The organism is Streptomyces pseudoechinosporeus (assembly GCF_054783935.1).
The window spans coordinates 1-26291 of sequence record NZ_BAAGPS010000028.1; the positions used below are offsets into that span (position 1 = coordinate 1).

Sequence of the window (26291 nt, forward strand, 5' to 3'; positions counted from 1 at the left end):
GTTCAGCCGACGGTCCCACCCTGTACTCTCGACCACCAGAAAGGTGCCTTGCTCTCTGCAGCGGATACGATCTAGACACTCGCATCCTCGCAGGTCAACGGCACCTTTCTGCTATCGGGGCATCAGATCGCCCGATTCCGCTGAATACCCAGGGTTAGCTTGACCCCCGTCCCGCCGAGCCTCTCATGCCATGTGACCCGTTCAGTGCCGGAGATCAGCCGAAGTACGGGCATCCGAAGGTCGTGTAGTCACGCACGAAGCGAGTTCTAGCGGCTGTGAGGGTGGTCAGTTTGCCGGTCCGGAACCTACGTGGCATGCCGGTCCTGGGCAGCCATGACCTCATCGCCGTGCTCGAAGGCCCACGCGCCAAACGCATCGATCGGGCCGAGCAACGTCCGGCCCAGATCGGTGAGTTCGTACTCGACACGGGGCGGCGCCTCGCTATAGGCGTCCCGCTTCACCAAGCCGTTGAATTCCAGGCGCCGCAGCGTCTCGGTGAGGACTTTGGGGCTGATGCCGCCGATGTGGTCACGCAGTCTGCCGGGGCGCTTGGGCCCGTCGCGCAGGGCCCAGAGCACAACGGCGTTCCACGTGTTGGAGAGAAGGTCGAAGGCAAGGCGGGCACGGCAGTCGGCGAGGAAGGCGTCGGTTGTCACTTACCACATGGTGCCTGACGAGCTTTCTAGCGTTGCCTCAAAAGCTGTGAAGCAAGTGCGGCGAGCGTAGAGGGGCAGATCGGTGAAGATCGGCGTGTTGGGGACGGGCAATATGGCGGACGCACTCGCCACGCACTGGGCCAGGGCGGGGCACGAGGTGTTCGTCGGAGGGCGGGACGAGCGGAAGGCACAGCGGCTCGCAACGCGCCTTGGGGGTGATGCGAGGCACGGGACTCTGCGCAAGGCGGCCGGGTTCGGTGAGGTGGTGCTGGTCGCGCTGCCCTACGAGGCGGGGGCGGAAGTCGCTCAGGAACTTCACACGGTCCTGAGCGGGAGGGTCCTGCTCGACTGCTCCAATCCGGTGGGGCCCGGTTTTCGCCTGCTGACACAAGATGGCCCCTCGGCCGCACGCAGGCTGGCTGCCGCAGCACCTGGTGCGCATGTGGTCAAGGCGTTCAACCTCTGCCACGAAGACGTGTGGCGCATGAGTCCGCCGGTCTTCGACGGGCGGCCACTTGCCGTTCCCGTCTGCGGGGACGATCAGCGGGCACTGGCGCTCGTACGCGATCTGGTGCGAGATGCGGGCTGTGAGCCCCTCATGGGGGGCGGGCTGGAACGGGCCGGGCTGCTGGAGGCGACCGCCGCGCTGTTCATCGCCCTGTGGGTCGGAGAAGGGGCAGACGTTCAGGCGATTGCGCCGCCCCTGGCGTATGCGGCAGGCCCCGAGAAGCAAGGGGCATGAGGGCATCGCCTCAGGAGTTGCAAGCCGAGTCGGCCGTGGCACCGCGCGAACGATGATCGATGCCAGGGCCGACTGGGTGAGACGCAGGCTGGTTCGGCTACTTTTCCGAAACCTCCGGCGCCGGAGCGACGGCCGTCGGGCACGAGGCACCCCAGTTCGTCTCGAACGGGGTACTTAGCTTGACCCCCGTCCCGCTGGGTCTGTGATGCCGTGTGGACCCACAGCAGCGACGGTTGAGCGTTCGGCGGCCTCGCCGGCGTGGGGGTGGGCAACCGCGGGCCGGTCGGACGGGCACGGAATTGCCAGGAACCCTCGCGCGTTGAGGAGGGTGGGCATGGGATGCCGGTGGTGTACGAGCCGAGTAGTCCGAGTGACCGAGCTGGCAGATATGGGAGGGCCGCAATGGCTGCGCAGACGCAGAGGGCCGTGCTGGCGGGCGGATGCTTCTGGGGGATGGAGGAGCTGATCCGCCGACTTCCGGGCGTGACGGCGACCCGGGTGGGATACACCGGGGGTGACGTGCCGAACGCGACGTACCGTAACCACGGCACGCACGCGGAGGCCATTGAGATCCTTTTCGACCCCGCGAAGACCGACTTCCGCGCGATCCTGGAGTTCTTCTTCCAGATCCACGACCCGAGCACAAAGAACCGCCAAGGCAACGACATCGGCCTCAGCTACCGCTCGGCGATCTACTACGTGGATGACGAGCAGAAGCGGATCGCCGAGGACACGATCGCGGATGTGGACGCCTCTGGATTGTGGCCGGGCAAGGTCGTCACTGAGGTAGAGCCGGTGGGCCCCTTCTGGGAGGCCGAGCCCGAGCATCAGGACTACCTGCAGCGTTACCCGGACGGCTACACCTGCCACTTCCCGCGCCCGGGATGGCGGCTGCCCGCCCGCGCTGAGGGCTGACCGCGAGGCGGCCCGGCGGACGGCGGAGACTGACTGGCAGAGGCTCCGCAAGCCGGGCCGCGCTTGCCTCTGCGGGGCCGGGTGCCCCACTGTGGGCGAAGGGGACGGGCAGCGGTACACAGTCGGGGCAGGTCACCCAGTTTGGCGCCCGCCCCGCCGGGCCTGTAATGCCGTGTGACCCGTTCCGCCGGGCAGCGACGCCACGAAGCTGTGACTGAGTGGCGCAGTTGGCATTTTGACGCCCGAATTGGCTCGGCTGAGCGTCCGGTCGGCGCGCCGGATGGGGTGGGCGCTGCGGCACCCCAGGAGAGATCCGTCACCGTGCGTCGCGTAGCCGAAGAAGGTACGCCGCAGTCAGCGCAACGGCACGGTCCCCGTCATGCGACAGCTCCACGAGGGCACATGACGCCGTGCTCCCCGGGATGTCCGCCAGCGCCTGGGTCAGCCGTACGCGTGCAGGTGCTTCAGTGGTGTCGTGGGCGAGGCGGTCGACGAGCCTGGTGGCGATCTGATCCGCCGTCGCCGTGTCGCTGGCCAGCATGCTCAATGCATCGGCCGCATCGGTGTCGTTCCTGCCCGCCACGATCATGCCGACGAGTGCAGGGACCGCATCGGCGACTCCACGCGTCCCGAGCGTCACAGCCGCATGGCCGCGGACCACGACATCGGGGTTCGTGAGAGCGTCCCGTAGCCGGGCGGTGGCCTCATCACCGGGCATCTCGGCGAGGGACTGAACGGCACGTTCCCGCACCGCGGCCACCGGTGAGCCGAGGCCCTCCGCCAGCAGCGCCGTGCCGCCGTCGCCCGATCGCGCCAGCGCCCATCGAAGGGCTCCGGCGACGTTCGGCTCCGTCTCCCGAAGTACCGCCTCGACCAGGGCCTCCACCGGCACCGGAACCTCGTCGACCGAGGAAAGGGCCGCGCGTTGGCGGGCGGTGGCGCTCTTCGACCCCAGCGCCTGGAGGAATGCGACGACCTGGAGGACGTCCTCCCAGCCGGCGGGGTCCGCGGCGTCGATCCGGCGCAGCCGCGTGAGCAGCTCGGTCTCGGCCGCGATGCGGTCGCGTGTCTGACGGATGAGGTCGTCGACGAGCGCCGAGGGCGTGAAGCCGGGATCGTCGAGCGCGCGTCCGATCTCACGCAGCGACAGTCCCAGCGACCGCAGGCTCTCGATGTGGAAGATCCGCCGGATGTCCTCGCCGGAGTACTCCCGATAGCCGGAGCCCGTACGGCCCGAAGGCCGCATGAGGCCGAGCGACTCGTAATGCCTGAGCATGCGGGCACTGACCCCGGACCGTCGCGCCACCTCACCGATCAGCACGGTTCTATCGTCCGTCCTGAGGGGCCCCGGTGAGGGCCACGACGCGCTTGGCCTCCTCGATCGCCAGCTCGAATCCGGCGTCCGGGTCGCGCAGCAGCCGTTGTGTGGCGAGCGCGTGCGCACGCACGCGCGGGTCATCAGCCGTCGTCGCGGCATGCAGAACCGGCACGATCACTTCACCCAGCGCGACCAGCGCCTGGCTGAGACTCAGCTGCGTCTCCTGCTCACCGCGTCCGAACTGCGTCGCCAGGACCGTGGCCAGGGCGGACTCCTCGCCTTCCGGCACGAGCACGACCGCGGCCCGCCAGGCGCTCCGCGCCACCTCGTCGTCGGCGTCGGACAACAGCGTCCGTGTGATCGCCGGCCACGCCTGCCGGTCCCCGATCTTGGACAGCGTGTGCAGCGCCTGGCTGCGTGCCTGCGCACGCTCCGAGTGGACTTCGCGGAGCAGCTCGGGGAGCGTCAGGGACACCGGGTGGCGGGTGAGCGCCCAGGTCAGCATGTCGCGGACGAAGAACTCGGGCTCGATCGCGCATCGCTCGATGAGCTTGTCGACGAAGCACGGGTCAGGCGCCGTACCGACCGCCAGAGCCGCCCGCAGTCGCACGGACGAACGGCTGTCCTCCAGGCCCTGGAGTGCTCGTATCGCATCCGTGTCCCCTCTCGTCATGGTCATCGGGACCACCTCCTTGGGAAGCAGTGAAGGCGTTGTCACCGTGTCAAGGTCAAAGGCTCACCGGGCGACTTTGCACCTTCGCCGGTCTTGAGGGCTCACCCGGGGGACGACTTGAATGGCACGGTGACCATGGAACCGATGGGCTGCGCTGCAACCATTGCCGGACTGATCTCACTGGACGAGGTCATGACGAAGCTGTGCCGGCAGAGGCCGGTCTTCCACTCCGAAGCGGACCTCCAACACAGCTTCGACCAACGAAGCGTCCTTGTGGACCCCGCCAGGTCCCGGCCGCCGACGTACTCGGGATCACGACTTCCGAATTCACCACGAGCGGGAGCTCACCGGGACACTGCTCTGGGCGGAGGGAACGTATGAGCCGAACACCTGCAGTCTGCGAGGCACGTATCCACTCAGCTGGGAGCCGCAGCGATGCCCGTCGGGCAGGAAGCTCCCCAGTTCGTCTCGAACGGGTCACCTAGCTTGACGCTCGTCCCGCGGTGTCTGTGCTGTCATGTGACCCGCCCTTGGGGCAACGGTTCGTCAGGCGTCGGGTCGGGGGCCAAACCTGGGCACCTGCTATGACGGGACGGCGGCGCCGGTGTCCGACTCGTCGGTCCCCGGTTCCCGTGACGGGGCGCTGAGCTGCTCGCGCACATAGTTCCAGACCACCGCGATCAGCGCGGCGATCGGTACGGCGAGCAGACTGCCCACAATGCCGGCCAGACTGCCGCCCAACGTCACCGCCAGCAGGATCACGGCCGCATGGAGGCCGAGCCCCCGACTCTGGATCATGGGCTGGAACACGTTGCCCTCCAGCTGCTGCACCACGACGATGATGGCCAGCACGATCAGCGCGTCAGTCAGCCCGTTGGAGACCAGCGCGATAAGCACCGCGACGAAACCGGCGAACAGGGCGCCGATGATCGGCACGAACGCGGAGACGAAGGTCAGCACCGCCAGCGGGAGCACCAGCGGTACCCCCAGAATCCACAGACCCAGGCCGATCAGGACGGCGTCGAGCAGGCCGACGGCCGCCTGCGAACGCACGAACGAGCTCAGGGTGTCCCAGCCGCGCGCGGCCACGGTCGGGACGTCGGTGGCGAGCCGACCGGGCAGCTGACGGGCGAGCCACGGCAGGAACCGTGGGCCGTCCTTGAGGAAGAAGAACATCAGGAAGAGTGCCAGGACGGCGGTGACCACGCCGTTGACCACGGTGCTCACTCCCGTGACGACAGTACCGACCATGCTGCCGAGGCCGTCCTGAGCCCGGGCGACCGCGGTGTCGAAGGCCTTGTTGATCTCGGCGTCCCCGATGTTCAACGGCGGACCGGCGGCCCACTCGCGCAGCTTCTGGATGCCTTCGACCACGCCGTCGGTCAGCTCGCCGGACTGGGACGCCACCGGTACTGCGATCAACGCTACGACGCCCGCCGCGACCAGGAGGAACAGCACGGTCACGACCGACGCAGCGAGGGCGGGTTTCCACCCGTGACGACGGAGGAAACGAGTCAGGGGCCAAGTCAGTGTGGTCAGAAGCAGGCCGACTACGAGCGGCCACACGACCGACCACATCCGACCCAAAAGCCACAAAGTTACCGCCAGCATCACAAATATCAGTAGCAGCTCCCCGGAGACACGCGCCGATGTGCGGAGCGCGGCGCGGGTCCTCGTGGAACTCAACGTGGCAGTCACGTGGGCACTCTATTGCTTACTCAAGTCACACCGGTATCGCTGTTCGCACTACTGTGCGGCAGCTTGAGGGCACGGGTGCTACTTGTCGCGCGCTTCCGGCGCAGGAGCGACACCGGTCGGGCAGGACTCCCCCCAGTTCGTCCCGAACGGGTCACCTAGCTTGACGCCCGTCCCCCCGATCCCGCAGTACCCCGCCGGATTCTTGTCGAGGTACTGCTGGTGATACCCCTCCGCTGGATAGAGAGGGCGCCCCTCCGCGGGAAGTATCTCCGTCGTGATCGTGCCGTAGCCCGAGCCCGTCAGGACCTTCTGGTACGCGTCGCGGGACGCCTCTGCGGCGGTCGCCTGCTCAGGGGTGTGGGTGTAGATGGCCGAGCGGTACTGGGTGCCCACGTCGTTGCCCTGGCGGAAGCCCTGGGTGGGGTTGTGGGATTCCCAGAAGAGCTTCAGGAGGCGGTCGTAGGAGATGAGGGACGGGTCGTAGACGACTCGGACCGCTTCCGTGTGGCCGGTCAGGCCCGAGCAGACCTCCTCGTACGTGGGGTTCTCGGTGAAGCCGCCCTGGTAGCCGACCAGTGTCGTCCAGACGCCGGACGGGAGCTGCCAGAACTTGCGCTCCGCACCCCAGAAGCAGCCCAGGCCGAAGTCGGCGATCTCCAGGCCCTCGGGGTAGGGGCCGAGGAGCGGGTTGCCGAGCACGGTGTGGCGCTCGGGGACCGAGAAGGCCGGCTCGGGGCGGCCGGTCAGGGCCTGCTCGGGGGTGGGCAGCTGCGGTGAACGGCTGTGCAGGAACACGCGGTCTCCTCGGCGGTGGGCCCGTTGAGAGAACGTACGGGGCCCGTCCGGAATTCCAACTGGGACGTTCAGTGCGGCAGCGTCGCCGGGCTCCCTCCGTTCGCCTCGTATCCCGCGACCGCCAGCGCGCGGTACACCGCGTAGTCCGCAGCCGGGTCCGGCGTCAGCGTCCACGGCAGCGCCCCTACGTGGCCGTCGACATGCACGAGCTGGCTCATCGCCTCGGCCCAGCGCTCGCCGCGTACCAGGAAGAACACCAGGAGATGACGTACGTGGGCGAGCATCGGGTCGTCCGGGCGGGCCGCGTGCACCGCGAAGAGCGCGCCGTGGACCGCTTTCGTGACGACCTCGCTCTGGTAGAAGCCCTGGACGAGGTTGACCTCCGGCAGGTGCTCGAAGACCGCGAAGAGGGGCATCGCCGCGAGCAGCGAACCCTGCGGGGCGCGCGCTGCCGCCGCCTCCGCGAAGGCGTACGCCACCTCGCGCGAGCCGTGCCACTTCTCGCACCAGTAGTGCAGCGCCGCCAGATGCGCCCCCATGTGCGCGGGGGCGCGGTCCAGGATCTTCAGCCAGAGCTTCTCGAACTCCGCCTGCGGATACGCCAGTCCGCGCGCCACGGAGAGCTCGATGATGTACGGGATCGGGTCACCGGGGGAGAGCAGCGCCGCTTCGTCGCAGGCCGACTTCGCCTCCTCCATGATGATCCGGAACTCGTCCGTGCCGGGCGTCGACGTACGCCACGCCTGCTGCACCAGGAACTCCGCGTGCACGGCCGCGCCGCCCGCGTCCTTGGGCTTCTCGGCGCGCCAGACCCGCAGCCACTGACCGCCGGGGCTCTCGCTGACTCCGCCGGGGCGCTGGTGCAGCTCCAGCGACGCGGCGCCCGCGAAGGCCTGCACGCGCTGCCAGCGCAGCTCGCCGTCTGTCTCCGTGCCGGCGAGGAGCTGCGACGCTCCCCGGTAGTCCTGGCTGCTCTGCACCAGGTCAAGGACCTCCAGCAGGTCCGGGTCGGGGCCGGGCATGCGGATGTCCAGCTCCTCCTGGCGCAGGAAGCCGTAGTTCGCCGGGTCGGCCGCGTCCGGGTCGCCGGGAGCGACCTGCTGGATACCACCGGCACGCCTGCGCATCAAGATCGGTCCGAGGACGAAGCCCATCATGACCAGCGCTATCAGTACCCAGAGAATCTCCATGTCTCAAGCGAACCAGACGGGTCTGACAATTGGCCAACCTGGTCGGCAGTTCCTGTGGAAAACCGTCGCTCGTACCGCCGTCCCGGCCCCGCCACAGTCTCCCGCCGTCACGATCCGCGCAAGCGCACTACCCTCGGTGCCCATGAGCGACAGGCACATCAGCCAGCACTTCGAAACCGTGGCGATCCACGCGGGGAACACCGCCGATCCCCTCACCGGCGCGGTCGTCCCGCCGATCTACCAGGTCTCGACCTACAAGCAGGACGGCGTCGGCGGACTGCGCGGCGGCTACGAGTACAGCCGCAGCGCCAATCCGACCAGGACGGCCCTGGAGGAGAACCTCGCCGCCCTGGAGGGCGGTCGCCGCGGCCTCGCGTTCGCGTCCGGACTGGCGGCCGAGGACTGCCTGTTGCGTACGCTGCTCAGCCCCGGGGACCACGTGGTCATCCCCAATGACGCGTACGGCGGTACGTTCCGCCTCTTCGCGAAGGTCGTCTCCCGGTGGGGGGTGGAATGGTCGGTCGCCGACACCAGTGATCCCGCCGCCGTCCGGGCCGCCGTCACCCCCAAGACCAAGATCGTCTGGGTGGAGACGCCGTCCAATCCGCTCCTCGGTATCACCGACATCGCCGCGGTCGCCCAGATCGCGCGCGAGGCGGGCGCCAGGCTGGTCGTCGACAACACCTTCGCCAGCCCCTACCTCCAACAGCCGCTCGCGCTCGGCGCGGACATCGTGGTGCACTCGCTGACCAAGTACATGGGCGGCCACTCGGACGTCGTGGGCGGTGCGCTCGTCGTGAACGACGAGGGGCTGGGCGAGGAACTGGCGTACCACCAGAACGCGATGGGCGCGGTCGCCGGCCCCTTCGACTCCTGGCTGGTGCTGCGCGGCATCAAGACGCTCGCCGTACGGATGGACCGGCACAGCGAGAACGCCGCCACGGTCGCCGAGATGCTCAGCAGGCACGTGCGCGTGACGCGTGTTCTGTACCCGGGCCTTGCGGAGCACCCCGGGCACGAGGTCGCCGCCAAGCAGATGAAGGCGTTCGGCGGCATGGTCTCCTTCCAGGTCACGGGCGGCGAGGAGGCGGCCGTGGAGGTCTGCAACCGCGCCAAGGTGTTCACCCTGGGCGAGTCCCTGGGCGGCGTCGAGTCCCTGATCGAGCATCCGGGGCGTATGACGCACGCGTCCGCGGCCGGCTCGGCACTCGAGGTGCCCGCCGATCTCGTACGCCTCTCCGTAGGCATCGAAAACGTCGACGACCTCCTCCAGGACCTCACCCAGGCCCTCGGCTGATCGTCTGCCGACCGGTGAGGCCTACCAGCCGGTGAGCGGTGGAGTCGTCTCCGACGGCGGCTCCACCCACGGCTGGGCCATCGATGCCCACACCACGAAGGCCACGGCGGCTGCGAACAACAGCAGCCACAGCAGCCGCCGGGCCGCCTTCCTGTGGCGCAGCATGCGGCTGCCGCGCCGCACGACGTCCGCGTACAGATGGGGCGGTACGGGGGGCGGCGCGTCCTCCAGGATGCGGCGGACGGCGTCCTCCCTGCGGTCATACGGGCTCATGACGGCACCACCTTCGCCACCGCCGGGGCCGGCTCACGCGGCGGATGCAGCAGGTTCGCCATCGCGCGGGCACAGATCGCCCGTACGCGCTCCAGGGGCAGCCCCAGCAGCGCCGCCGTCTGCTCCTCGGCCACGCCCTCGAACATGCGCAGGACCAGGATCAGCCGCTCCTGGGGACTGAGACGGTGCAGTACGCCGCCGGTGTTCGGGCGGCCACGGGGGTGTGCCCAGCCCAGGGCGCCGTACTGATGCCAGGCCCCGCGTGCGAAGCGCACTGCCAGCTGCTGCCGGGTGCGGTCGTACGGGTCCTCGCCGCGCAGCCGGTCCCAGGAGGCGTACGTATGCGCCAGCGATGCCGTGAGCAGGCGCCGCGCGCGCGGGTTGTCGTTCGGGGACTCCGCCGTGAGGAGTGTGGCCGCATGCAGCAGCCGCCCTGCCGCGCCCGCGACGAACGCCTCGAACTCCCGGGCCCGGCGGGCGCCTTGGGACGCCTGCCGATCTCGCACCGCGCCTCCCGACTCTGGGAAACCGGGCCCCTGGGGCGTACGGCGAGGAAAATCGCGTACTACAGGGACCCGATCTCATCTGAGGCCAGGCACGGCCCCCTGGTCAAGAGGCGGACACGATGCGGGGGCAGTCAGGAGGGCGAGGGCGCCTCTACGGAGGCCCCTTCCACCGACGCCGCGGCCATCCGGGTGGACAGCGCGACATTGAAACGCGTGAGGAGCGTGCAGAACGCCTCCCGCTCCTCCGGGGTCCAGTCCTCGGTGAGTTCGGCCATCAACTGCCGCCTGGAGGAGCGGACTTCCTCCAGGCGGGAGAGCCCGCGCGGCGACAGCTGGAGCACCACGGCACGACCGTCCTCCGGGTGCGAGGTGCGCTTGACGAGCCCGGTGTCCACGAGCGGCGCGACCTGACGGGTGACCGTCGACGAGTCGATGCCCATGCTCGCGGCGAGCGCCTTGACGCCCATCGGGCCCTCCTTGTCGAGGCGGTTGAGCAGCAGATACGCGGCGCGGTCCATGGAGTTGCGGACCTGCCCGACCCCGCCGAGCCGGGTCTGTTCTGCACGGCGGGCGAACACCGCCACCTCGTGCTGGAGCGATTCGAGAAGACCGGTGTCACCGACGGTCGTCATGTCCATCGACATTTCTGGTGTTGTGGGCATGGCCGGGGGCTCTATTCATGCGTGGGGCTGGGTTGGGGGACAGAGTACGCGGACGGGGGGCGGGCCGTACCGGCGCTGCGCAAACCTGTACGGGACCTTGGTCATGGCCCGTGGGGTGGAGCGTGAGCTGCGAGACTGGTGGTCATGAGCTACAGCACGGCTGACTCCTTGCCGACGGTGACCCTCGACGATGTGCGCGGCGCCCAGAAGATGCTCGCGGGCGTGGCGCGGGTGACCGCCATGGAGGGCAGCAGGTATCTGTCCGGGCTGGTGGGCGCGCCCGTGCACTTCAAGTGCGAGAACCTGCAGCGGACGGGCTCGTTCAAGCTGCGCGGCGCGTACGTGCGGATAGCCGGGCTGCTTCCCGAGGAGCGCGCCGCGGGTGTCGTCGCGGCGAGCGCCGGCAACCACGCCCAGGGGGTCGCACTGGCTTCCTCCCTGCTCGGGGTGCGTTCCACGGTGTTCATGCCGACCGGCGCCCCGCTGCCGAAGGTCGCCGCGACACGCCACTACGGAGCCGAGGTGCGACTGCACGGCACGGTGGTGGACGAGACGCTGGCCGCCGCCCAGGAGTACGCGGCCGAGACGGGCGCGGTGTTCATCCACCCCTTCGACCACCCCGACATCATCGCGGGCCAGGGCACGGTCGGCCTGGAGATCCTGGAGCAGTGCCCCGAGGTGCGCACGATCGTCGTCGGGATCGGCGGCGGCGGTCTCGCCGCGGGCATCGCGATCGCCGTGAAGTCGCTGCGGCCCGACGTACGGATCGTGGGGGTGCAGGCGGCGGGCGCGGCGGCGTACCCGCCCTCGCTGGCGGCGGGGCGCCCGGTGTCCATCGAGAACCCGGCGACGATGGCCGACGGCATCAAGGTGGGGCGTCCCGGCGACGTGCCGTTCCGGATCGTCGGCGACTTGGTGGACGAGGTCCGTACGGTCTCCGAGGACGCCCTGTCCAGCGCGCTGCTGCTGTGTCTGGAGCGGGCCAAGCTGGTCGTCGAGCCGGCCGGCGCGAGCCCCGTCGCGGCGCTGCTGAGCACGCCCGAGGAGTTCGAAGGGCCGGTCGTGGCGGTGCTGTCCGGCGGCAATGTGGACCCGCTGCTGATGCAGCGCATCCTGCGGCACGGCATGGCCGCAGGGGGCCGCTACCTCCAGGTCCGGCTGCGGCTGACGGACCGCCCCGGCGCCCTGGCCACGCTCCTCGGGGTGTTGTCAGTGGTGGACGCTAACGTCCTCGATGTGAGCCACGTACGGACCGATCCGCGGCTCGGGCTCACGGAGGCGGAGGTGGAGCTGCACCTGGAGACGAAGGGGCCGGAGCACTGCGCCGAGGTGGGACAGGCACTGCGCGAGGCCGGTTACACGGTCATCGACTGACGCCTGGCAGTCCGTCAGGTCGGGAGCGCGACAGGCCGCGAGTGCCTCAGGCCGGCAGTCCGTCAGACCGGCGGCCGAGGTCAAGGCCCAGTTATCCACAACCTGGAAAAATCCATTGAGAGACGCGATACATCGCGTTATGGTGTGTCTGTCGCCACTCATGGCGGGACCAAGCGCGCAAACCAGTATTTCCGAAGAAACCCCAACGACGTGGAGAACTCACATGCCAGGCGCCATCTACGCCGAAGGCCTCGTGAAGACCTTCGGTGACGTAAGGGCTCTGGACGGCGTCGATTTCGATGTCCCGGAGGGCACCGTGCTGGGCCTGCTCGGGCCGAACGGCGCGGGCAAGACCACCGCGGTCCGCTGCCTGACCACGCTGCTGCGCCCCGACCGGGGCAAGGCGATCGTCGCAGGCATCGACGTGCTCAAGAACCCCAACGAAGTGCGGCGCTCGATCGGCCTGTCCGGCCAGTTCGCCGCGGTCGACGAGTATCTGACCGGCCGCGAGAACCTCCAGATGGTCGGCCGGCTCTACCAGATGAAGGCGAAGGACGCGAAGGTGCGGGCGGGCGAGCTGCTCGAGCAGTTCAACCTCGCCGACGCCGCCGACCGCCCCGCCAAGACGTACTCCGGCGGCATGCGCCGCCGACTCGACCTCGCGGCAGCGCTTGTCGTCTCGCCGCCGGTCATGTTCATGGACGAGCCGACGACCGGCCTCGACCCCCGCAACCGCCAGCAGCTGTGGGAGGTCATCAAGCGACTGGTCTCCGGCGGTACGACCCTGCTGCTGACCACCCAGTACCTCGAAGAGGCCGACCACCTCGCCCACGACATCTGCGTCGTGGACCACGGCCGCGTCATCGCCCGCGGCACCTCCGACCAGCTCAAGGCGCGGACCGGCGGCGAGCGCGTAGAGGTCGTCGTCCACGAGCGCGAGCACATAGCCACCGCGTCCGAGGTGCTGCGGGGCTTCGGCAAGGGCGAGACGACCGTCGAGGAGCACACCCGCAAGCTGACCGTGCCCGTCACCGGCGGCGCGAAGCTCCTCGCGGAGGTCATCCGCGAGCTGGACACCCGCGGGATCGAGATCGACGACATCGGCCTGCGCCGCCCCACCCTCGACGACGTCTTCCTCTCCCTGACGGGACACCACGCCGAGGCGGAGGACGAGGGGAACGGCGGGGTGCAGGACGCGAAGGGCCGCAAGCCCAAGTCCAAGCAGGACAAGGCCGAGAAGGAGGCCGCAGAATGAGCGCCGTCAGCGACACCGTGCGCGTCGCGCAGCCGGGGAATGCCATCGGCCAGTCCGTGCGGGACTCCCTCGTCGTCGCCCAACGCAATCTGATCCGGATGAGCCGCATCCCCGAGATGATCATCTTCGGGCTCTTCCAGCCAATCATGTTCGTGGTGCTGTTCAGTTACGTGTTCGGCGGCTCCATGAATATCGCCGGCAGTACAGACCCGGGCACGTACCGCGAGTTCCTGATGGCCGGCATCTTCGCGCAGACCGTCACCTTCGCCACCGCGGGCGCCGGAGCGGGCATCGCCGATGACATGCACAAGGGGCTCATAGACCGCTTCCGCTCACTGCCCATGGCGCGCGGGGCCGTACTGACCGGCCGCACGCTCGCCGACCTGGTGCAGACGGCGGTAACGGTGTTCGTGCTGGCCGTCGTCGCCCTCCTCGTCGGCTGGCGCACACACACCAATGCCGGCGAGGTGCTCGGCGCCTTCGCCCTGCTGCTCCTGGCCGGGTACGCGTTCACGTGGATCGGCGCACTGATAGGCCTCTCCGTGCGTACGCCCGAGGCGGCCACCTCCGGCGGGCTGATCTGGCTCTTCCCGGTCACGTTCGTCTCGAACGCGTTCGTGGACTCCAGCAGGATGACGCCCTGGTTGCAGCATGTCGCCGACTGGAACCCGTTCAGCGCCACGGTGCAGGCCTGCCGCGAGCTGTTCGGCAACCCCGGGGTCTCACCGTCGGACGCCTGGCCCATGCAGCACCCGGTCTGGGCCTCGCTGATCTACTCGATCCTGATCATCGTCATATTCCGGACGCTGGCGGTGCGCAAGTACCGCTCGGCAACAGTGTGACGCATGAGGAAGCCCCCGGCGCGAGGGAGACCTCGGCCGGGGGCTCAGCTCGGACTCAGGCTGTGTACGGCTTGGCCTTGAGGATCTTCACCGAGGCGAGCTTGCCGTTCGGCAGTTCGTACTGGGCGTCCTCGCCGACCTTCTTGCCGTTCACGCCGGAGCCCAGCGGGGACTGCGGCGAGTACGTCTCGATGTCCGAGCTCGCGTACTCGCGCGAGGCGAGCAGGAATGTCACCGTGTCGTCCTCGTCACCGTCGAAGGCGATGGTGACGACCATGCCGGGCGCGACCGCACCATCGGCCGCCGGCGCCTCGCCGACCTTCGCGTTCTCAAGGAGCTGGGTCAGCTGGCGCACCCGGAGCTCCTGCTTGCCCTGCTCCTCCTTGGCCGCGTGGTACCCGCCGTTCTCGCGCAGGTCGCCCTCCTCGCGCGCGGCCGCGATCTTGGCGGCGATCTCCGTGCGCGCAGGACCAGACAGGTACTCCAGCTCGGCCTTCAGCTGGTTGTACGCCTCCTGGGTCAGCCAGGTGACGTTCTCGCTGGTCTGGGTCACAGGTGCTCCTCGTCGGTACTGGGAATACAAAGCATCGCCCTACCCAGAAGAATGTTCCTCCAGGGGAGGGCGAAACCACGAGCCTAACAATTCAGCGGGCGAAGGGGGAGGACATAAGCCATCAGAATCACATCAACGCAGGTCCGTGCCTACGTATTCCAGTCGGCGCGCACGGATCGAGCCCCGGCGCCACCGGCGCGTGGAGAGCCCGGCGTCACTCGGCGTGGCAGCCGAGCAGCTCCGCCGTGGTGCCCGGGGCCGTCACACGCAGCGTGACGACCTTGTCAATGCGCGTGGCGTTCTGGTCGAAGCGGAAGTCGGCGCGGCCCACCTCGGCGCCGTCCTCGGCCTGCGAGCGGATGGTGCAGTAGCCCGCGGCGTCCGCGTCCTTGCGTACCTCCAGGTGCACTTTGACCGAGTCGGCGGAGGTGTCGAAGCTGATCACTTCGGCGCTGATCTTGTTGCCGACCACGTAGTGGAAGGCGAACCAGCCGATGAGGGTGAGGAGAGCGACGCCCAGAACACTGCCGATGATCTTGAGCTTGCGGTCGGCGCGCTCGTCCGCGGAGCGACCGTAGCGGCCCTCGGGCAGCTGCGTACTCGCCGTACTCATGATCGTCCTCTCTGTGGGGGCGCAAAGGGCCGGACCCCGGAATTTTTCGCCCCCGATTTCGGTCACTATAGAAGCCGCCGATCGCGCCCAAACATACGGGGGCGCCGACTGACGAGGATTGTGTCTTGACTGACCAGCTGCGACTGATGGCCGTACACGCCCACCCTGACGACGAGTCGTCAAAGGGCGCGGCCACCATGGCGAAGTACGTGTCCGAGGGGGTGGACGTGCTGGTCGTGACCTGCACGGGCGGGGAGCGCGGCTCCATCCTCAATCCGAAGCTTCAAGGCGACAAGTACGTCGAGGAGCACATCCACGAGGTACGCAAGAAGGAGATGGACGAGGCCCGCGAGATCCTCGGCGTCAAGCAGGAGTGGCTCGGCTTCGTCGACTCGGGGCTGCCCGAGGGTGACCCGCTGCCGCCGCTGCCCGAGGGCTGTTTCGCGCTGGAGGACGTCGAGAAGGCGGCGGGCGAGCTGGTCCGCAAGATCCGCTCCTTCCGCCCACAGGTGATCACCACCTACGACGAGAACGGCGGTTATCCGCACCCCGACCACATCATGACCCACAAGATCTCGATGGTGGCGTTCGAGGGGGCGGCGGACACCGAGACGTACCCGGAGTCGGAGTTCGGCCCGGCGTACCAGCCGCAGAAGCTCTACTACAACCAGGGCTTCAACCGCCCGCGCACCGAGGCGCTGCACAACGCGCTGCTGTCGCGCGGCCTGGAGTCGCCGTACGGGGACTGGCTGAAGCGCTGGGACGAGTTCCAGCGCGCCGAGCGGACCCTGACCACGCACGTCCCGTGCGCCGACTTCTACGAGATCCGCGACAAGGCCCTGATCGCACACGCCACGCAGATCGACCCCGACGGCGGCTGGTTCCACGTGCCGATGGAGATCCAGAAGGAGGTCTGGCCGACGGAGGAGTACGAACTCGCGAAGTCCCTCGTCGATACGTCCCTCCCCGAGGACGACCTCTTCGCGGGCGTCCGGCAGTCCTGAGGGACAATGCCTGACATGAGCGCAAGCGCAAGCCTGGCAATGACGCACCTCGTCCCCCTCGCGGCGGAGGTCGACGAGGACAAGGTGACCCCTGGCGTCCTCGGCTTCATCGTGTTCGCGGTGATGGCGGTGGCGGTGTGGGGGCTTATGAAGTCGATGAACCGGCACATGGGGAAGGTCGACTTCGAGGAGGACGAGAGCCCGAAGGGGGACGCCTCCGACAAGAAGGCCGGTTCCGGGGGGAAGGCCTCGCCTGCGAAGGGCTGAGAGCTCAGCGGCTTGAACTGCTGAGGCAGCGTGTCTGAATGAGACCCAGTGCGTGTCATTCAGACACGCTGCCTCATACGCCCGCTCCGACGGCTCAGGATCGGCGAGTCCGTCGGCCATTGCGCCTGGTCGACCCGTACGAAGACTGAGCACGCGGACTGAGCCGCCCCGCCGAAGGCCGAGCCGCCCCTACGAGGACTGAGCCGCCACCGCCACCCCCATGACCTCCCGGGCATGCCGACTGGGCACCATCCCCAGCCGCCACGCCTGCCAGCCCGCGTCCAGGTCGACGCCTCGCTCCAGCAGCAGCTGATACGCCTCGATGTAGTCGTCCAGCTTGCCGTCGCGGGACGGGTGGTTGGTGCGGGAGAGCTGGGTCAGCTCCTCCTGGGCGACGGCGGTGCCGATCTCGGCGCCGCCCGGGGAGGCGTACGGGAGCAGGGTGCAGCGCAGGAACCGGGCCCAGTCCTCGCCCCGCCGGTCGCCGTACGACGCGAAGAGTGTCGCCGCCTCGTCGCACAGCGAAAGGGCGGACTGCGTACGGGCGTTGCCCGCGTCCACCACCGCAAGCTCCAGGCACGTCCATGCCTCGCCATGAGCCACGCCGATGCGCTGGAAGTCCGCCCGGGCGTCCACGAGCAGTTGGCGGGCGAAGCCCGAGTTGCGCAACGAGCCCGTCTGGACCGCCCGTTGGTCGCGAGTGGCGCGGGCCGAGTGGTGGCGGGCGCACGCCAGGCCGTACACGTCCCGGATGCGGGAGAACATCGTCCGTGAACGCTCCAGTTCCCGCACCGCCTGGTCCAGGTTGCCCGACTCCTCCAGCGCCTGGCCGAGGTAGTACACCGTCCACGCCTCGCCCCGCGCGTCCTCGTTGTCGCGATGGCGGGAGATCGCCTGGCGGAGGCCGTCCACGGCGGAGGACGGGTCGCCGTCGACCAGTCGGGCGCGGGCCAGCTGGGTCAGGGCCCAGGCCTCGCCGCGAGGGTCACGGGTGCGGCCGTACAGATCGAGGGCCTCGCGGAGTTCCGCCTCCGCGCGCGGTACGTCACCCATGCGCAGGCCCAGCTGGCCGAGCTGGAAGTGCGCCCAGGCCTCACCGTGCACGGACTCGCCCTGGCGGTGCAGCACCAGCGCCTGGGTGAGGAGATCCAGGGCCGCGGCGAGGCGGGCCCGGTCCCGTTCCACCGCCGCCAGCGCGTGCATGGTCCAGGCCCGGTCCGCCGCGAGCTCGGGAGAGGCCTGGAGATCCATGGCCTCCTGGAGCTTCGCCGCCGCCTCTGTGAGATTGCCCTGGTGGTGCAGCGTGATCCCGAGCGAGCACAGCGCCCTTGCCGCGCCCGCGTCGTGGTGCGCCTCGAAGTAGAGGTCCACCACCGAAGCCAGCTGCGTACGCGCCTTGTCGAGCTCGCCGAGCTGACGGGCCGCGATACCCGTACGCCACTGGACCGAGCGCACCAGCAGTCCCTGGTCCACCGCCTGCGTCAACTCGCTGATCTCGCCCAGCCGGTAGAGGTCACCGCGCAGCAGGCAGTAGTCGCACAGCGCGCCGAGCAGATTCAGGACGGCCGCCTGGTTCACGCCCTCCGCGTGCCGCAGCGCCGCCGTGATGAAGCTCGACTCGTCGTCCAGCCAGCGCAGCGCCGCGTCCAGCGAGGTGAAGCCGTGCGGGCCGACCGTGTCCGCGCGCGTCGACGTCTTGCCGTCGACCAGACGGATCACCGAGTCCGCCAACTCGCCGTAGTTCACGATGAGTCGTTCCTGCGCGGCCGTACGCTCGGCCGGATCCTCCTCGTCCAGCAGACGGGCCTGCGCGAAGGCACGGACCAGATCGTGCAGACGGTAACGGCTGCCGCGTACATGATCGATGAGGCCGGCCCGCGACAGCGCCTCCAGGTGCCGGGTCGCCTCCGCCTCGTCCGTCGCGAGCAGGGCGGCCGCCGCCGCGGCGCCCAGGGACGCGCGGCCCGCCAGCGCCAGGCGACGCAGCAGCCGCCGGGCCGTGTCCGACTGGTCGCTGTAGCGCAGCCACAGCACCCGTTCGACCGGCTCGACCGGACCGTACGCCTCGAGATCCGTGGCCAGCCGGCGATGCGTACGCGGGCCGAGCGAGGAGCCCGCGATCCGCAACGCCAGGGGCAGGCCGCCGCACAACTCCCGCACCCGGTCGCAGGATTCGGCGTCGTACGGACCCGAGGCGTCCTGCGCCGCGGCGTTCAGCAGCTCCTCGGCGCCCGACGCGTCCAGTGCCTCAACAGGGAGCTGGTGCACCCAGGCGGGGAGGTCGGCGGGCAGATCGAGCGCTTTGCGTGCCGTGACCAGCACGAGGCTGTCGGAACGCTCGGGCACCAGGGTCCGTACCTGCTCCGCGTCGCTCGCGTCGTCCAGCACGATCGTCACCGGCAGGCCGGTCAGATGCTGGTGGTACAGCTCGCTCAGCCGCCGCACCTGCTGCTCCGGCGAGGAACGCTCCCGGAACAGCAACTGCTCGCGGGACGCACCGAGCCGGTTGAGCAGGTGCAGCAGCGCGTCGCGGGTGGACAGCGGCGGCTCCTCCGGGCTGTCGCCGCGCAGGTCCACCACGCACGCGCCCCGGAACTGATCCCTCAGCGCATGCGCCGCACGGATCGCGAGCGTGCTGCGACCCGAGCCCGGGGCGCCGTGCAGCACGACCACCGTCGGCTTGGTCTCCGTACTCGCGCGGGCCGCGTGCACCCACTGCGCCACCCGCCCCAGCTCCTGCCTGCGGCCCGCGAACGGGCCATCCGGCTCCGGGAGTTGATCGAAGGACCGCTCCAGGACACTGCGGCTGCGCGCCGCCGCGCTCTTGTCCGTACGCCGCAACTGCGGCGCCTTCCGCTTCGCGCCGGTCGACGCGCTGAGCACCCGCTGCTGGTCCAGGAACGGGCGGATACCGCGCACCTCCAGCGCCGTCAGCCACTGCAGCCGCAACTGCTCCGGCCCGCCCGGCTGCCCCAGGGCCCCGGCCCGGCGACTCGCGGCCGGCACATGCGAAGCGGTCACCTTCGCCACCGTCGCCGCGGCGCCCGCCACACCGACCACGGCTCCGGCGCCGAGCGCCGTCCCCGCACTCGTGCCGAGCGCCAGATCCGCCACACAGGCCGCGACGGCGGCAACGACCGCCACCAGCAGGGGAGTTCCGGCGCCCTCGCGCGCATACCGCTGCCCGAATGTCAGCCGCCCGGCCTCCGCCTCGTCCAGCGCCTTCGTGTACGCCTCGTACTCCTCCGCCGCCGTCCCCGCGATGGCGTCCAGCGCCCCACGCGCCCGCGACAGCAGCACACTCCCGTCGGTCCGCCCACCCGACCGCCGAACCTCCTCCTCCACGGCCCGGGCCAACAGCCGCTCGGCATCAGCCCGATGGCTGTCCCGCATGTCAGGTCCCCCTCCGCCAGCGATGACTTTCCCGGTCAAGTGTCCTGCGCCCCGGGTGCATGCGCGAGGGGGCGGACGATCACACAGATCGCTTCTCTCGTGATCTCAGGGTGACCTGCCCTGAACTCGCTCGTTCATACGGGTGTTGGACAAGCTGACGAAAAGGGGGAGATGTGAGGCTCGGCATGAATGCTGGTGAATCAGGAACCGTTGCGATTGCTTCGTATGCGCGTTCGTCAGAGGACTTCCGTAAGCGGGATGCTCATGGGGTCCGGAACCAGCACAGGATCAACTCACTCTCAGCAGAAGCGCACGGATGTGTTGTAGCCGCCCTCTACACGGACAACGGACGCAGCGCGTCGAAGCCTGGCGGTGAACGACCGGCCTTCGATCGATTGATCGGGGACCTGAAGCGAGGAGCGACATCCAGCGGTATATCGCTGAGCGGAGTGGTCTGTGTCGCCGATGATCGGCTCTACCGGCGTGCGGAGGATTTCGCGCGGTTCCTGGAGGCGCTGACCTGTCGGCCCGGACGTATCTATGTCGACCAGAGCGGAGTGCGCGACCCGTATTCGCGGGAGGGGCTGCTGCAGGCCATCAGGTCACTTGATGCCGCGACGGGGGAGACGGAAAACAGACGACAACGACTCCTCAACTGGCACTGGTCGCGGGCGGTTGACGGCGTGCCGCACAGTGGCCCCCGCCCCTTCGGGTGGATGGATGACAGGCTCACCCTCCACCCTGTGGAGTCCGAGTTGCTGCGGAAAGCCATCGAAGAACGCATCAGCGGTAAGTCGGTGAACGCCATCACCAGGGAGTGGTGTGACCAAGGTGTGACGGGTACGCGTGGTGGGCGCCCCAACCCACAAACCGTCACGCAGATGATGACGGCGCCCCGCGTGTGCGGCTATCGGGCAAATCGTGGCGAATTGCTGCTCAACCCCGACAGTGGGCTGCCTGTGGTGGGCCAATGGGAAGCCATCGTGAACGCTGAGCAATGGCAGGCGGTCTGCACAACGTTCAGGGCGGGAAGTCTTTATATGCACCGTGGGAGTGGCGCGCCAAGAGTTACAGGTGAGAAAGCTGAGCCTCGGTATCTGGCCAGTGGCTTCCTGCGCTGCGGTGGTGAGTTCTCGGACGGGCGAGTTTGCGGCCGCCGGATGGGCGGCAGCAAGGCCAAGAGCAAGAGAAGTCCGTACGTCTACGTTTGCAATGGGTCCGCGGGGCGCGGCTGCGGGCGCTGCGCGATCAGTGGCCCACTCGCCGATGGTGCGATCGAGAGACTCCTCTTCCCCGAAGCCGGGGATGGAAAGGTCCGCCTTCCAGAGTCGTTCCGGCTGCGCTGGATGTCCGGCGAGATGAGCTTCGACGAGAAGCGGAGGCTCGTTGCTTCGGTGTTCGACTCGCTGGTGGTTCGGCCCGGTGAGAAGGGAAACCACAGCTGGGACTACTCGCGTGTGTCTCCCGTTTGGCGTTGGGCGGACCGAGTGGCCGTATGCAGACCGGCCTGATCGCGTGGCCCGTCGCATGGCGGAGCTGAAGCTGTCGGGCAGGATGGGAGTATGCCGAACCGACTGGCCCACGAAACGTCCCCGTACCTCCTCCAGCATGCAGAGAACCCGGTCGACTGGTGGCCGTGGTCGGCCGAGGCATTCGAGGAGGCGAGGAAGCGCGGCGTGCCGGTGCTCCTCAGCGTCGGCTATTCGGCCTGCCATTGGTGCCATGTCCTATCGCGCGAAAGCTTCGACGATGAACAAACCGCCTTGTACATGAACGACCACTTCGTGAACATCAAGGTCGACCGCGAGGAACGCCCCGACGTGGACGCCGTCTACATGGAGGCCGTGCAGGCGGCGACCGGGCAGGGTGGCTGGCCCATGACCGTGTTCCTCACGCCGGACGCCGAGCCGTTCTACTTCGGGACCTATTTCCCGCCCGCGCCGCGGCAGGGCATGCCCTCCTTCCGGCAGGTGCTGGAGGGCGTGCACAGCGCGTGGATCGACCGGCGGGACGAGGTCGCCGAGGTTGCCGGGAAGATCGTGCGGGATCTTGCCGGGCGGGAGATCTCGTACGGGGACACGACCGTGCCTGGTGAGGAGGGGCTGGCGCAGGCGTTGCTCGGGCTCACGCGGGATTATGACGCCCAGCGCGGCGGGTTCGGCGGAGCACCGAAGTTTCCGCCGTCCATGGTGATCGAGTTCCTGTTGCGGCATCACGCGCGGACCGGGTCCGAGGGTGCGTTGCAGATGGCCGCCGATACGTGTGAGCGGATGGCTCGCGGGGGGATCTACGACCAGCTCGGCGGGGGGTTCGCTCGATACTCCGTCGATCGTGAGTGGATTGTGCCCCATTTTGAGAAAATGCTCTATGATAATGCACTTTTGTGCCGCGTCTACGCCCACCTGTGGCGAGCCACCGGCTCCGACCTCGCCCGCCGCGTCGCCCTCGAAACCGCCGACTTCATGGTCCGCGAACTCCGCACGAACGAGGGCGGGTTCGCCTCCGCGCTCGACGCCGACAGCGACGACGGAACCGGGAAGCATGTCGAGGGCGCGTACTACGTGTGGACGCCTCAGCAGCTCGCCGATGTCCTCGGCGACGAGGACGCCGAGCTCGCCGCCCAGTACTTCGGCGTGACGGAAGAGGGGACCTTCGAAGAGGGCGCCTCCGTTCTTCAACTGCCGCAGCAGGAAGGCGTGTTCGACGCCGAGCGGATCGAATCCGTCAAGCAGCGCCTCAACCAGGCCCGTGCCCAGCGGCCCGCTCCCGGCCGTGACGACAAGGTGGTCGCCGCCTGGAACGGGCTGGCGATCGCCGCCCTCGCGGAGACCGGTGCGTACTTCGACCGTCCCGACCTCGTCGAGGCCGCGCTCGGTGCCGCCGATCTTCTCGTACGTCTGCATCTGGACGAGCGTGCCCGGCTCGCCCGTACGTCGAAGGACGGCCAAGTCGGAGCGAACGCGGGTGTGTTGGAGGACTACGCGGATGTTGCCGAGGGGTTCCTGGCCCTTGCCTCGGTGACCGGTGAGGGGGTCTGGCTGGAGTTCGCCGGGTTCCTGCTCGACCATGTGCTCGTGCAGTTCGCCGACGAGGAGTCGGGCACCCTGTACGACACGGCCGCCGACGCCGAGAAGCTGATCCGCCGCCCGCAGGACCCGACCGACAGCGCCACGCCCTCCGGGTGGAGCGCGGCGGCCGGTGCCCTGCTGAGCTACGCGGCGCAGACCGGCGCCGAGCCCCATCGCACCGCCGCGGAACGGGCGTTGGGCGTCGTCAGGGCGCTCGGCCCGCGGGCGCCGCGCTTCATCGGCTGGGGGCTCGCGACCGCGGAGGCCCTGCTCGACGGGCCGCGTGAGGTGGCCGTGGTCGGACCGGCGGATGCCCCGGCGACGAAGGAACTGCACCGCACCGCCCTCCTCACCACCGCTCCGGGTGCGGTCGTCGCGGTGGGAGCCCCCGGCAGCGACGAACTCCCGCTCCTCGCCGACCGCCCGCTGGTGGAGGGCGAACCGGCGGCTTACGTCTGCCGCCGGTTCACCTGCGACGCACCGGTGACGGACACGGCGGGCCTCCGGCAGAAGCTGGTCTCCTAGAGCCGGTCTGCCGGCGGCGGCGCGAGATCGGCCGCGACCTCGACGGCGATCTCGATGGCCCGGCCGGCAAGTGGTGAGTGGGTACGTCCGGCCCGCCAGTGCAGGTAGATCTCCCGCGACGGCAGGGACGGCTGTAGTTCGTGGATGCGGAGCCTGTCGTCGGATGGGACGTCGGCGCCACGGATGGCGAGCCAGGGCAGCACCGCCGATCCCAGGCCAGCTCGCACCATCGACAACAGGGTGTCGTTGACCGCGCTGCGGAACACGACCTGCGGACGGGCACCGCTGCGGGCGAGGGCCTGCTCCATCAAGGGCTGGTCGCAGGTCAGCGGCCAGGCCACCATCGGTGCGCCGTCGAGCCGCTCCAGCGGGACCGGACCTTCGGGGAAGGTGCCGGCGCCCGCCACCAGCAGATACGGATCGTCGAGCAGCTTGCGGTGCTCGACGTCGCCGTCGATGCGGCCGTCGTAGAACAGCAGGTCAAGGTCACCGATCTGCGGCTGCTCCGGCTCCTCCTCGGACAACCTGATGTCGCAGCCGGGGTGCTCGTCTCGCAGCCGGCGTACGACCGACGGCAGGATCATGTTGGACACGCTCTGGAACGTGCCGATGTCGATCCGGCCGTCTCCCGCCTTGAACCGGTCCACGGCGTCGGCCAGTGCATCCGCCTTCGCCAGCAGTGCGCGACCTTGGTCCAGGACCACGGAGCCCAGTGGGGTGAGCCGCACTGGCCTGGGACCGCCCGGCCGGTCGAACACCGGACCGCCGACGGCCCTCTCCAACGCGGCGATCTGTTGGCTCACCGTCGACTGGGTGTACCCGAGACGGGCGGCCGCCCGACCGAACGAGCCCTCCTCGGCGATGGCGGCCATCGCCGCCAGATGGCGCAGCTCGACGTTGCTCACGCATTCCAGCGTAGCGACGCACATCGTCATGAGCGATCGAATCGATCGGAAATCATCGCTTTTCACGATGAAGTCGCGGGCTCTAGCGTGCCAGACATGACCTCACATCAATCTCACGACGAGCGACTACTCGGGATCAACGGCGTCGAGCTGTGTGCCGAGACCTTCGGAGACCGCGCGGCTCCGGCGATCGTGCTGGTCGCCGGGTCGGCCGCCTCGATGCTGTGGTGGGACGCCGATCTGTGCGAACAGATCGCCGTCCGTGGCCGGTTCGTGGTCCGGTACGACCATCGGGACACTGGCCGGTCGACCTGCTACCCGCCGGGACAGCCGGCCTACTCGTTCACGGACCTGACCCTGGACGTGCTCGGCATCCAGGACGCCTTGGGCATCGAGCGCGCCCATGTGGTCTGTCAGTCGATGTTCGGCGGTATCGGACTCATCCTCGGTGTGGACCATCCCGACCGGGTCGCGTCGCTGACGTTCGTCTCGAGCTCGACCGGTGCCGACGACCTGCCGCCGCCGTCGAGCGACCTGGCCATGCCGGCCGAGCCGGACCTCTCCGACGCGGGCGCGGTCGTCGAGTACGTGGTCACCGGCGCGAGGGCGTACGCCGGTGGCTCGCCGTACTTCGACGAGGCCGCGATCCGAGCGTTGGTCGAACGTGACGTGGCGCGCGCCAGGAGCTACGCGTCGACTCTGGTCAACCACTACGCCATCGAGCTCGACGGTCCGGTGCGCGGCGGCTTCGGCGACATCGCGGCGCCGACGCTCGTGGTCCACGGCGACCACGACCCACTGCTGCCGCTGCCGCACGGCGAGGCGCTGCGCGACGCGATCCCCGGTGCGCGGCTGCTGGTCCTCAAGGGGGCCGGACATGACCTGCCGAGACCGGTGTGGGACGACTTCGTGTCGGCCCTGGTGCGGCACACGGAAGGAGGCCGCCCATGAACCGGCTGCGGTCGGCACTCTGGCTGCCGCTCTTCGACGACCTCGCCGACCCGCGGGCGGCCCAGCGCCTCGCCGCCGACGCGGAGGAAGCCGGGTGGAACGGCTGCTTCGTATGGGATCAGCTGTGCTGGCGGGCGCCGGTCCGACAGGTCGCCGACCCGTGGATCGCACTGGCGGCGATCGCGACCGCGACCGAACGGCTGCGGCTCGGCCCGATGGTGTCGACGCCTGCCCGTCGCCGGCCGGCCAAGGTCGCGCGGGAGAGTGCGACGCTGGATCGGCTCAGCGACGGCCGCCTCACGCTCGGCGTCGGCCTCGGCAGCGACCGGTTCGCCGGCGAGCTGTCCAAGACCGGTGAGCAGCTCGACGACCGGCGGCGCGGGCGGATGCTCGACGAGTCCTTGGCGATCCTGGCCGCCGCCTGGTCCGGCGAGCCGGTGCGCCACCGCGGCGAGCACTACACCGTCGACGACATCGCGTTCCTGCCGCGGCCGGTTCAGCGGCCCGGCGTGCCGGTGTGGGCCGCCGGATTCCCGGGCAACGTCAAGCCGATCCGCCGGGCCGCCCGGCTCGACGGCTTCTTCCCGGCCAATCTCGAGCACCCGGATCAGCTCGCCGAGGCCGTCGGCACCCTCACCGAACTGCGCCATGGCCAGATGGCCTCGTACGACATCGCCGTCGCTCTGCCGCCCGGTGTCGATCCCGAGCCGTACGCGAAGGCCGGCGCGACGTGGTGGCTGCCGGAGTTCGAACCAGGTGTACGGCTCGACACCGTGCGCGGCGTACTCCGCGACGGCCCCGCGGCATGAGGAGGAG

25 protein-coding genes are annotated in these 26291 nt (G+C 69.2%); 12 read left to right on the plus strand and 13 right to left on the minus strand.

Annotated features, from left to right (window positions below):
- Positions 1–305: 305 nt before the first annotated feature.
- A complete protein-coding gene (locus ACYVO6_RS28420; RefSeq protein ID WP_461066020.1) occupies positions 306–656 on the minus strand; it encodes a winged helix-turn-helix transcriptional regulator in 351 nt (116 codons plus the stop codon).
- 82 nt (positions 657–738) lie between these two features.
- Here ACYVO6_RS28420 and ACYVO6_RS28425 point away from each other — a divergent pair, with 82 nt between their 5' ends.
- Together ACYVO6_RS28425 and msrA (ACYVO6_RS28430) are read left to right on the plus strand one after the other, a co-directional pair.
- A complete protein-coding gene (locus ACYVO6_RS28425) occupies positions 739–1398 on the plus strand; it encodes an NADPH-dependent F420 reductase (protein WP_461066022.1) in 660 nt (219 codons plus the stop codon).
- A 402-nt stretch (positions 1399–1800) separates the two neighbouring features.
- Positions 1801–2313, plus strand: coding sequence for a peptide-methionine (S)-S-oxide reductase MsrA (gene msrA / locus ACYVO6_RS28430; protein ID WP_033323708.1), 513 nt, complete (start codon positions 1801–1803; stop codon positions 2311–2313).
- A 316-nt stretch (positions 2314–2629) separates the two neighbouring features.
- Here msrA (ACYVO6_RS28430) and ACYVO6_RS28435 read toward each other — a convergent pair whose 3' ends face one another.
- The 5 genes from ACYVO6_RS28435 to ACYVO6_RS28455 form a co-directional block, all read right to left on the minus strand.
- Positions 2630–3634, minus strand: coding sequence for a MerR family transcriptional regulator (locus ACYVO6_RS28435; RefSeq protein ID WP_461066024.1), 1005 nt, complete (start codon positions 3632–3634; stop codon positions 2630–2632).
- A gap of 4 nt (positions 3635–3638) precedes the next feature.
- Positions 3639–4310 (minus strand): HEAT repeat domain-containing protein, encoded by a 672-nt coding sequence (locus ACYVO6_RS28440; protein WP_461066026.1) that lies wholly within the window; start codon positions 4308–4310, stop codon positions 3639–3641.
- Between the two features lie 576 nt (positions 4311–4886).
- Positions 4887–6002, minus strand: a complete 1116-nt coding sequence (locus ACYVO6_RS28445) for an AI-2E family transporter (RefSeq protein WP_461066028.1) — start codon at positions 6000–6002, stop codon at positions 4887–4889.
- A gap of 78 nt (positions 6003–6080) precedes the next feature.
- Positions 6081–6797, minus strand: a complete 717-nt coding sequence (gene msrA, locus ACYVO6_RS28450) for a peptide-methionine (S)-S-oxide reductase MsrA (protein WP_461066030.1) — start codon at positions 6795–6797, stop codon at positions 6081–6083.
- A gap of 68 nt (positions 6798–6865) precedes the next feature.
- A complete protein-coding gene (locus ACYVO6_RS28455) occupies positions 6866–7987 on the minus strand; it encodes a hypothetical protein (RefSeq protein WP_461066032.1) in 1122 nt (373 codons plus the stop codon).
- Between the two features lie 142 nt (positions 7988–8129).
- On the opposite strand from ACYVO6_RS28455, the gene ACYVO6_RS28460 reads away from it, so the two are divergent.
- The gene (locus ACYVO6_RS28460) at positions 8130–9284 is read left to right on the plus strand and encodes a cystathionine gamma-synthase (RefSeq protein ID WP_461066034.1); all 1155 of its coding nucleotides are present in this window, start codon (positions 8130–8132) and stop codon (positions 9282–9284) included.
- Between the two features lie 21 nt (positions 9285–9305).
- Here the strand turns inward: ACYVO6_RS28460 and ACYVO6_RS28465 are convergent, their stop codons facing one another.
- The 3 genes from ACYVO6_RS28465 to ACYVO6_RS28475 form a co-directional block, all read right to left on the minus strand.
- Positions 9306–9557, minus strand: a complete 252-nt coding sequence (locus ACYVO6_RS28465; RefSeq protein WP_461066036.1) for a hypothetical protein — start codon at positions 9555–9557, stop codon at positions 9306–9308.
- Complete coding sequence (locus ACYVO6_RS28470; protein ID WP_461066038.1) at positions 9554–10063, minus strand: sigma factor-like helix-turn-helix DNA-binding protein; 510 nt, start codon at positions 10061–10063, stop codon at positions 9554–9556. The genes ACYVO6_RS28465 and ACYVO6_RS28470 overlap by 4 nt, the downstream gene beginning before the upstream one ends.
- Before the next feature lie 131 nt (positions 10064–10194).
- Positions 10195–10707, minus strand: a complete 513-nt coding sequence (locus tag ACYVO6_RS28475) for a MarR family winged helix-turn-helix transcriptional regulator (protein ID WP_461066040.1) — start codon at positions 10705–10707, stop codon at positions 10195–10197.
- A 162-nt stretch (positions 10708–10869) separates the two neighbouring features.
- Between ACYVO6_RS28475 and ilvA the strand changes: the two genes are divergently transcribed.
- The 3 genes from ilvA to ACYVO6_RS28490 all read left to right on the plus strand — a co-directional run bounded on the left by ilvA (position 10870) and on the right by ACYVO6_RS28490 (position 14196).
- Positions 10870–12099, plus strand: a complete 1230-nt coding sequence (gene ilvA, locus ACYVO6_RS28480) for a threonine ammonia-lyase (RefSeq protein ID WP_461066042.1) — start codon at positions 10870–10872, stop codon at positions 12097–12099.
- 223 nt (positions 12100–12322) lie between these two features.
- Complete coding sequence (locus ACYVO6_RS28485; RefSeq protein WP_461066044.1) at positions 12323–13354, plus strand: ATP-binding cassette domain-containing protein; 1032 nt, start codon at positions 12323–12325, stop codon at positions 13352–13354.
- Entirely contained in the window at positions 13351–14196 is an 846-nt protein-coding gene (locus ACYVO6_RS28490) for an ABC transporter permease (RefSeq protein WP_461066046.1), read from the plus strand. The genes ACYVO6_RS28485 and ACYVO6_RS28490 overlap by 4 nt, the downstream gene beginning before the upstream one ends.
- 55 nt (positions 14197–14251) lie before the next feature.
- Here ACYVO6_RS28490 and greA read toward each other — a convergent pair whose 3' ends face one another.
- Positions 14252–14749, minus strand: a complete 498-nt coding sequence (greA, locus tag ACYVO6_RS28495) for a transcription elongation factor GreA (RefSeq protein ID WP_189322309.1) — start codon at positions 14747–14749, stop codon at positions 14252–14254.
- A 214-nt stretch (positions 14750–14963) separates the two neighbouring features.
- A complete protein-coding gene (locus tag ACYVO6_RS28500; protein WP_461066048.1) occupies positions 14964–15362 on the minus strand; it encodes a DUF4307 domain-containing protein in 399 nt (132 codons plus the stop codon).
- Positions 15363–15487: 125 nt separating this feature from the next.
- On the opposite strand from ACYVO6_RS28500, the gene mca reads away from it, so the two are divergent.
- Together mca and ACYVO6_RS28510 are read left to right on the plus strand one after the other, a co-directional pair.
- Positions 15488–16366, plus strand: a complete 879-nt coding sequence (gene mca, locus ACYVO6_RS28505; protein ID WP_461066050.1) for a mycothiol conjugate amidase Mca — start codon at positions 15488–15490, stop codon at positions 16364–16366.
- Between the two features lie 6 nt (positions 16367–16372).
- The gene (locus tag ACYVO6_RS28510; protein WP_461066052.1) at positions 16373–16633 is read left to right on the plus strand and encodes a hypothetical protein; all 261 of its coding nucleotides are present in this window, start codon (positions 16373–16375) and stop codon (positions 16631–16633) included.
- Positions 16634–16822: 189 nt separating this feature from the next.
- Here ACYVO6_RS28510 and ACYVO6_RS28515 read toward each other — a convergent pair whose 3' ends face one another.
- The gene (locus ACYVO6_RS28515) at positions 16823–20026 is read right to left on the minus strand and encodes an NB-ARC domain-containing protein (protein WP_461066054.1); all 3204 of its coding nucleotides are present in this window, start codon (positions 20024–20026) and stop codon (positions 16823–16825) included.
- A gap of 173 nt (positions 20027–20199) precedes the next feature.
- Here ACYVO6_RS28515 and ACYVO6_RS28520 point away from each other — a divergent pair, with 173 nt between their 5' ends.
- Together ACYVO6_RS28520 and ACYVO6_RS28525 are read left to right on the plus strand one after the other, a co-directional pair.
- Positions 20200–21537 (plus strand): recombinase family protein, encoded by a 1338-nt coding sequence (locus tag ACYVO6_RS28520; protein WP_461066056.1) that lies wholly within the window; start codon positions 20200–20202, stop codon positions 21535–21537.
- Positions 21538–21588: 51 nt separating this feature from the next.
- Positions 21589–23619, plus strand: coding sequence for a thioredoxin domain-containing protein (locus tag ACYVO6_RS28525; protein ID WP_461066058.1), 2031 nt, complete (start codon positions 21589–21591; stop codon positions 23617–23619).
- On the opposite strand, the gene ACYVO6_RS28530 is transcribed toward ACYVO6_RS28525, so the two are convergent.
- Positions 23616–24524, minus strand: coding sequence for a LysR family transcriptional regulator (locus ACYVO6_RS28530; protein ID WP_461066060.1), 909 nt, complete (start codon positions 24522–24524; stop codon positions 23616–23618). The two genes, ACYVO6_RS28525 and ACYVO6_RS28530, sit on opposite strands and share 4 nt — an antisense overlap.
- Positions 24525–24620: 96 nt before the next feature.
- On the opposite strand from ACYVO6_RS28530, the gene ACYVO6_RS28535 reads away from it, so the two are divergent.
- Both ACYVO6_RS28535 and ACYVO6_RS28540 read left to right on the plus strand, forming a co-directional pair.
- Entirely contained in the window at positions 24621–25475 is an 855-nt protein-coding gene (locus ACYVO6_RS28535; protein WP_461066062.1) for an alpha/beta fold hydrolase, read from the plus strand.
- Positions 25472–26284, plus strand: coding sequence for an LLM class flavin-dependent oxidoreductase (locus ACYVO6_RS28540; protein ID WP_461066064.1), 813 nt, complete (start codon positions 25472–25474; stop codon positions 26282–26284). Before ACYVO6_RS28535 ends, ACYVO6_RS28540 begins: the two co-directional genes overlap by 4 nt.
- Positions 26285–26291 lie beyond the last annotated feature (7 nt).

Excerpts from the sequence above, each read along its gene's own strand:
- msrA (WP_033323708.1), top strand. The coding sequence starts at position 1,801 with ATGGCTGCGCAGACGCAGAGGGCCGTGCTGGCGGGCGGATGCTTCTGG.
- ACYVO6_RS28440 (WP_461066026.1), bottom strand. The coding sequence starts at position 4,310 with ATGACCATGACGAGAGGGGACACGGATGCGATACGAGCACTCCAGGGC.
- ACYVO6_RS28455 (WP_461066032.1), bottom strand. The coding sequence starts at position 7,987 with ATGGAGATTCTCTGGGTACTGATAGCGCTGGTCATGATGGGCTTCGTC.
- ACYVO6_RS28460 (WP_461066034.1), top strand. The coding sequence starts at position 8,130 with ATGAGCGACAGGCACATCAGCCAGCACTTCGAAACCGTGGCGATCCAC.
- ACYVO6_RS28465 (WP_461066036.1), bottom strand. The coding sequence starts at position 9,557 with ATGAGCCCGTATGACCGCAGGGAGGACGCCGTCCGCCGCATCCTGGAG.
- ACYVO6_RS28475 (WP_461066040.1), bottom strand. The coding sequence starts at position 10,707 with ATGTCGATGGACATGACGACCGTCGGTGACACCGGTCTTCTCGAATCG.
- ilvA (WP_461066042.1), top strand. The coding sequence starts at position 10,870 with ATGAGCTACAGCACGGCTGACTCCTTGCCGACGGTGACCCTCGACGAT.
- ACYVO6_RS28485 (WP_461066044.1), top strand. The coding sequence starts at position 12,323 with ATGCCAGGCGCCATCTACGCCGAAGGCCTCGTGAAGACCTTCGGTGAC.
- ACYVO6_RS28490 (WP_461066046.1), top strand. The coding sequence starts at position 13,351 with ATGAGCGCCGTCAGCGACACCGTGCGCGTCGCGCAGCCGGGGAATGCC.
- ACYVO6_RS28500 (WP_461066048.1), bottom strand. The coding sequence starts at position 15,362 with ATGAGTACGGCGAGTACGCAGCTGCCCGAGGGCCGCTACGGTCGCTCC.
- ACYVO6_RS28510 (WP_461066052.1), top strand. The coding sequence starts at position 16,373 with ATGCCTGACATGAGCGCAAGCGCAAGCCTGGCAATGACGCACCTCGTC.
- ACYVO6_RS28515 (WP_461066054.1), bottom strand. The coding sequence starts at position 20,026 with ATGCGGGACAGCCATCGGGCTGATGCCGAGCGGCTGTTGGCCCGGGCC.
- ACYVO6_RS28525 (WP_461066058.1), top strand. The coding sequence starts at position 21,589 with ATGCCGAACCGACTGGCCCACGAAACGTCCCCGTACCTCCTCCAGCAT.
- ACYVO6_RS28535 (WP_461066062.1), top strand. The coding sequence starts at position 24,621 with ATGACCTCACATCAATCTCACGACGAGCGACTACTCGGGATCAACGGC.
- ACYVO6_RS28540 (WP_461066064.1), top strand. The coding sequence starts at position 25,472 with ATGAACCGGCTGCGGTCGGCACTCTGGCTGCCGCTCTTCGACGACCTC.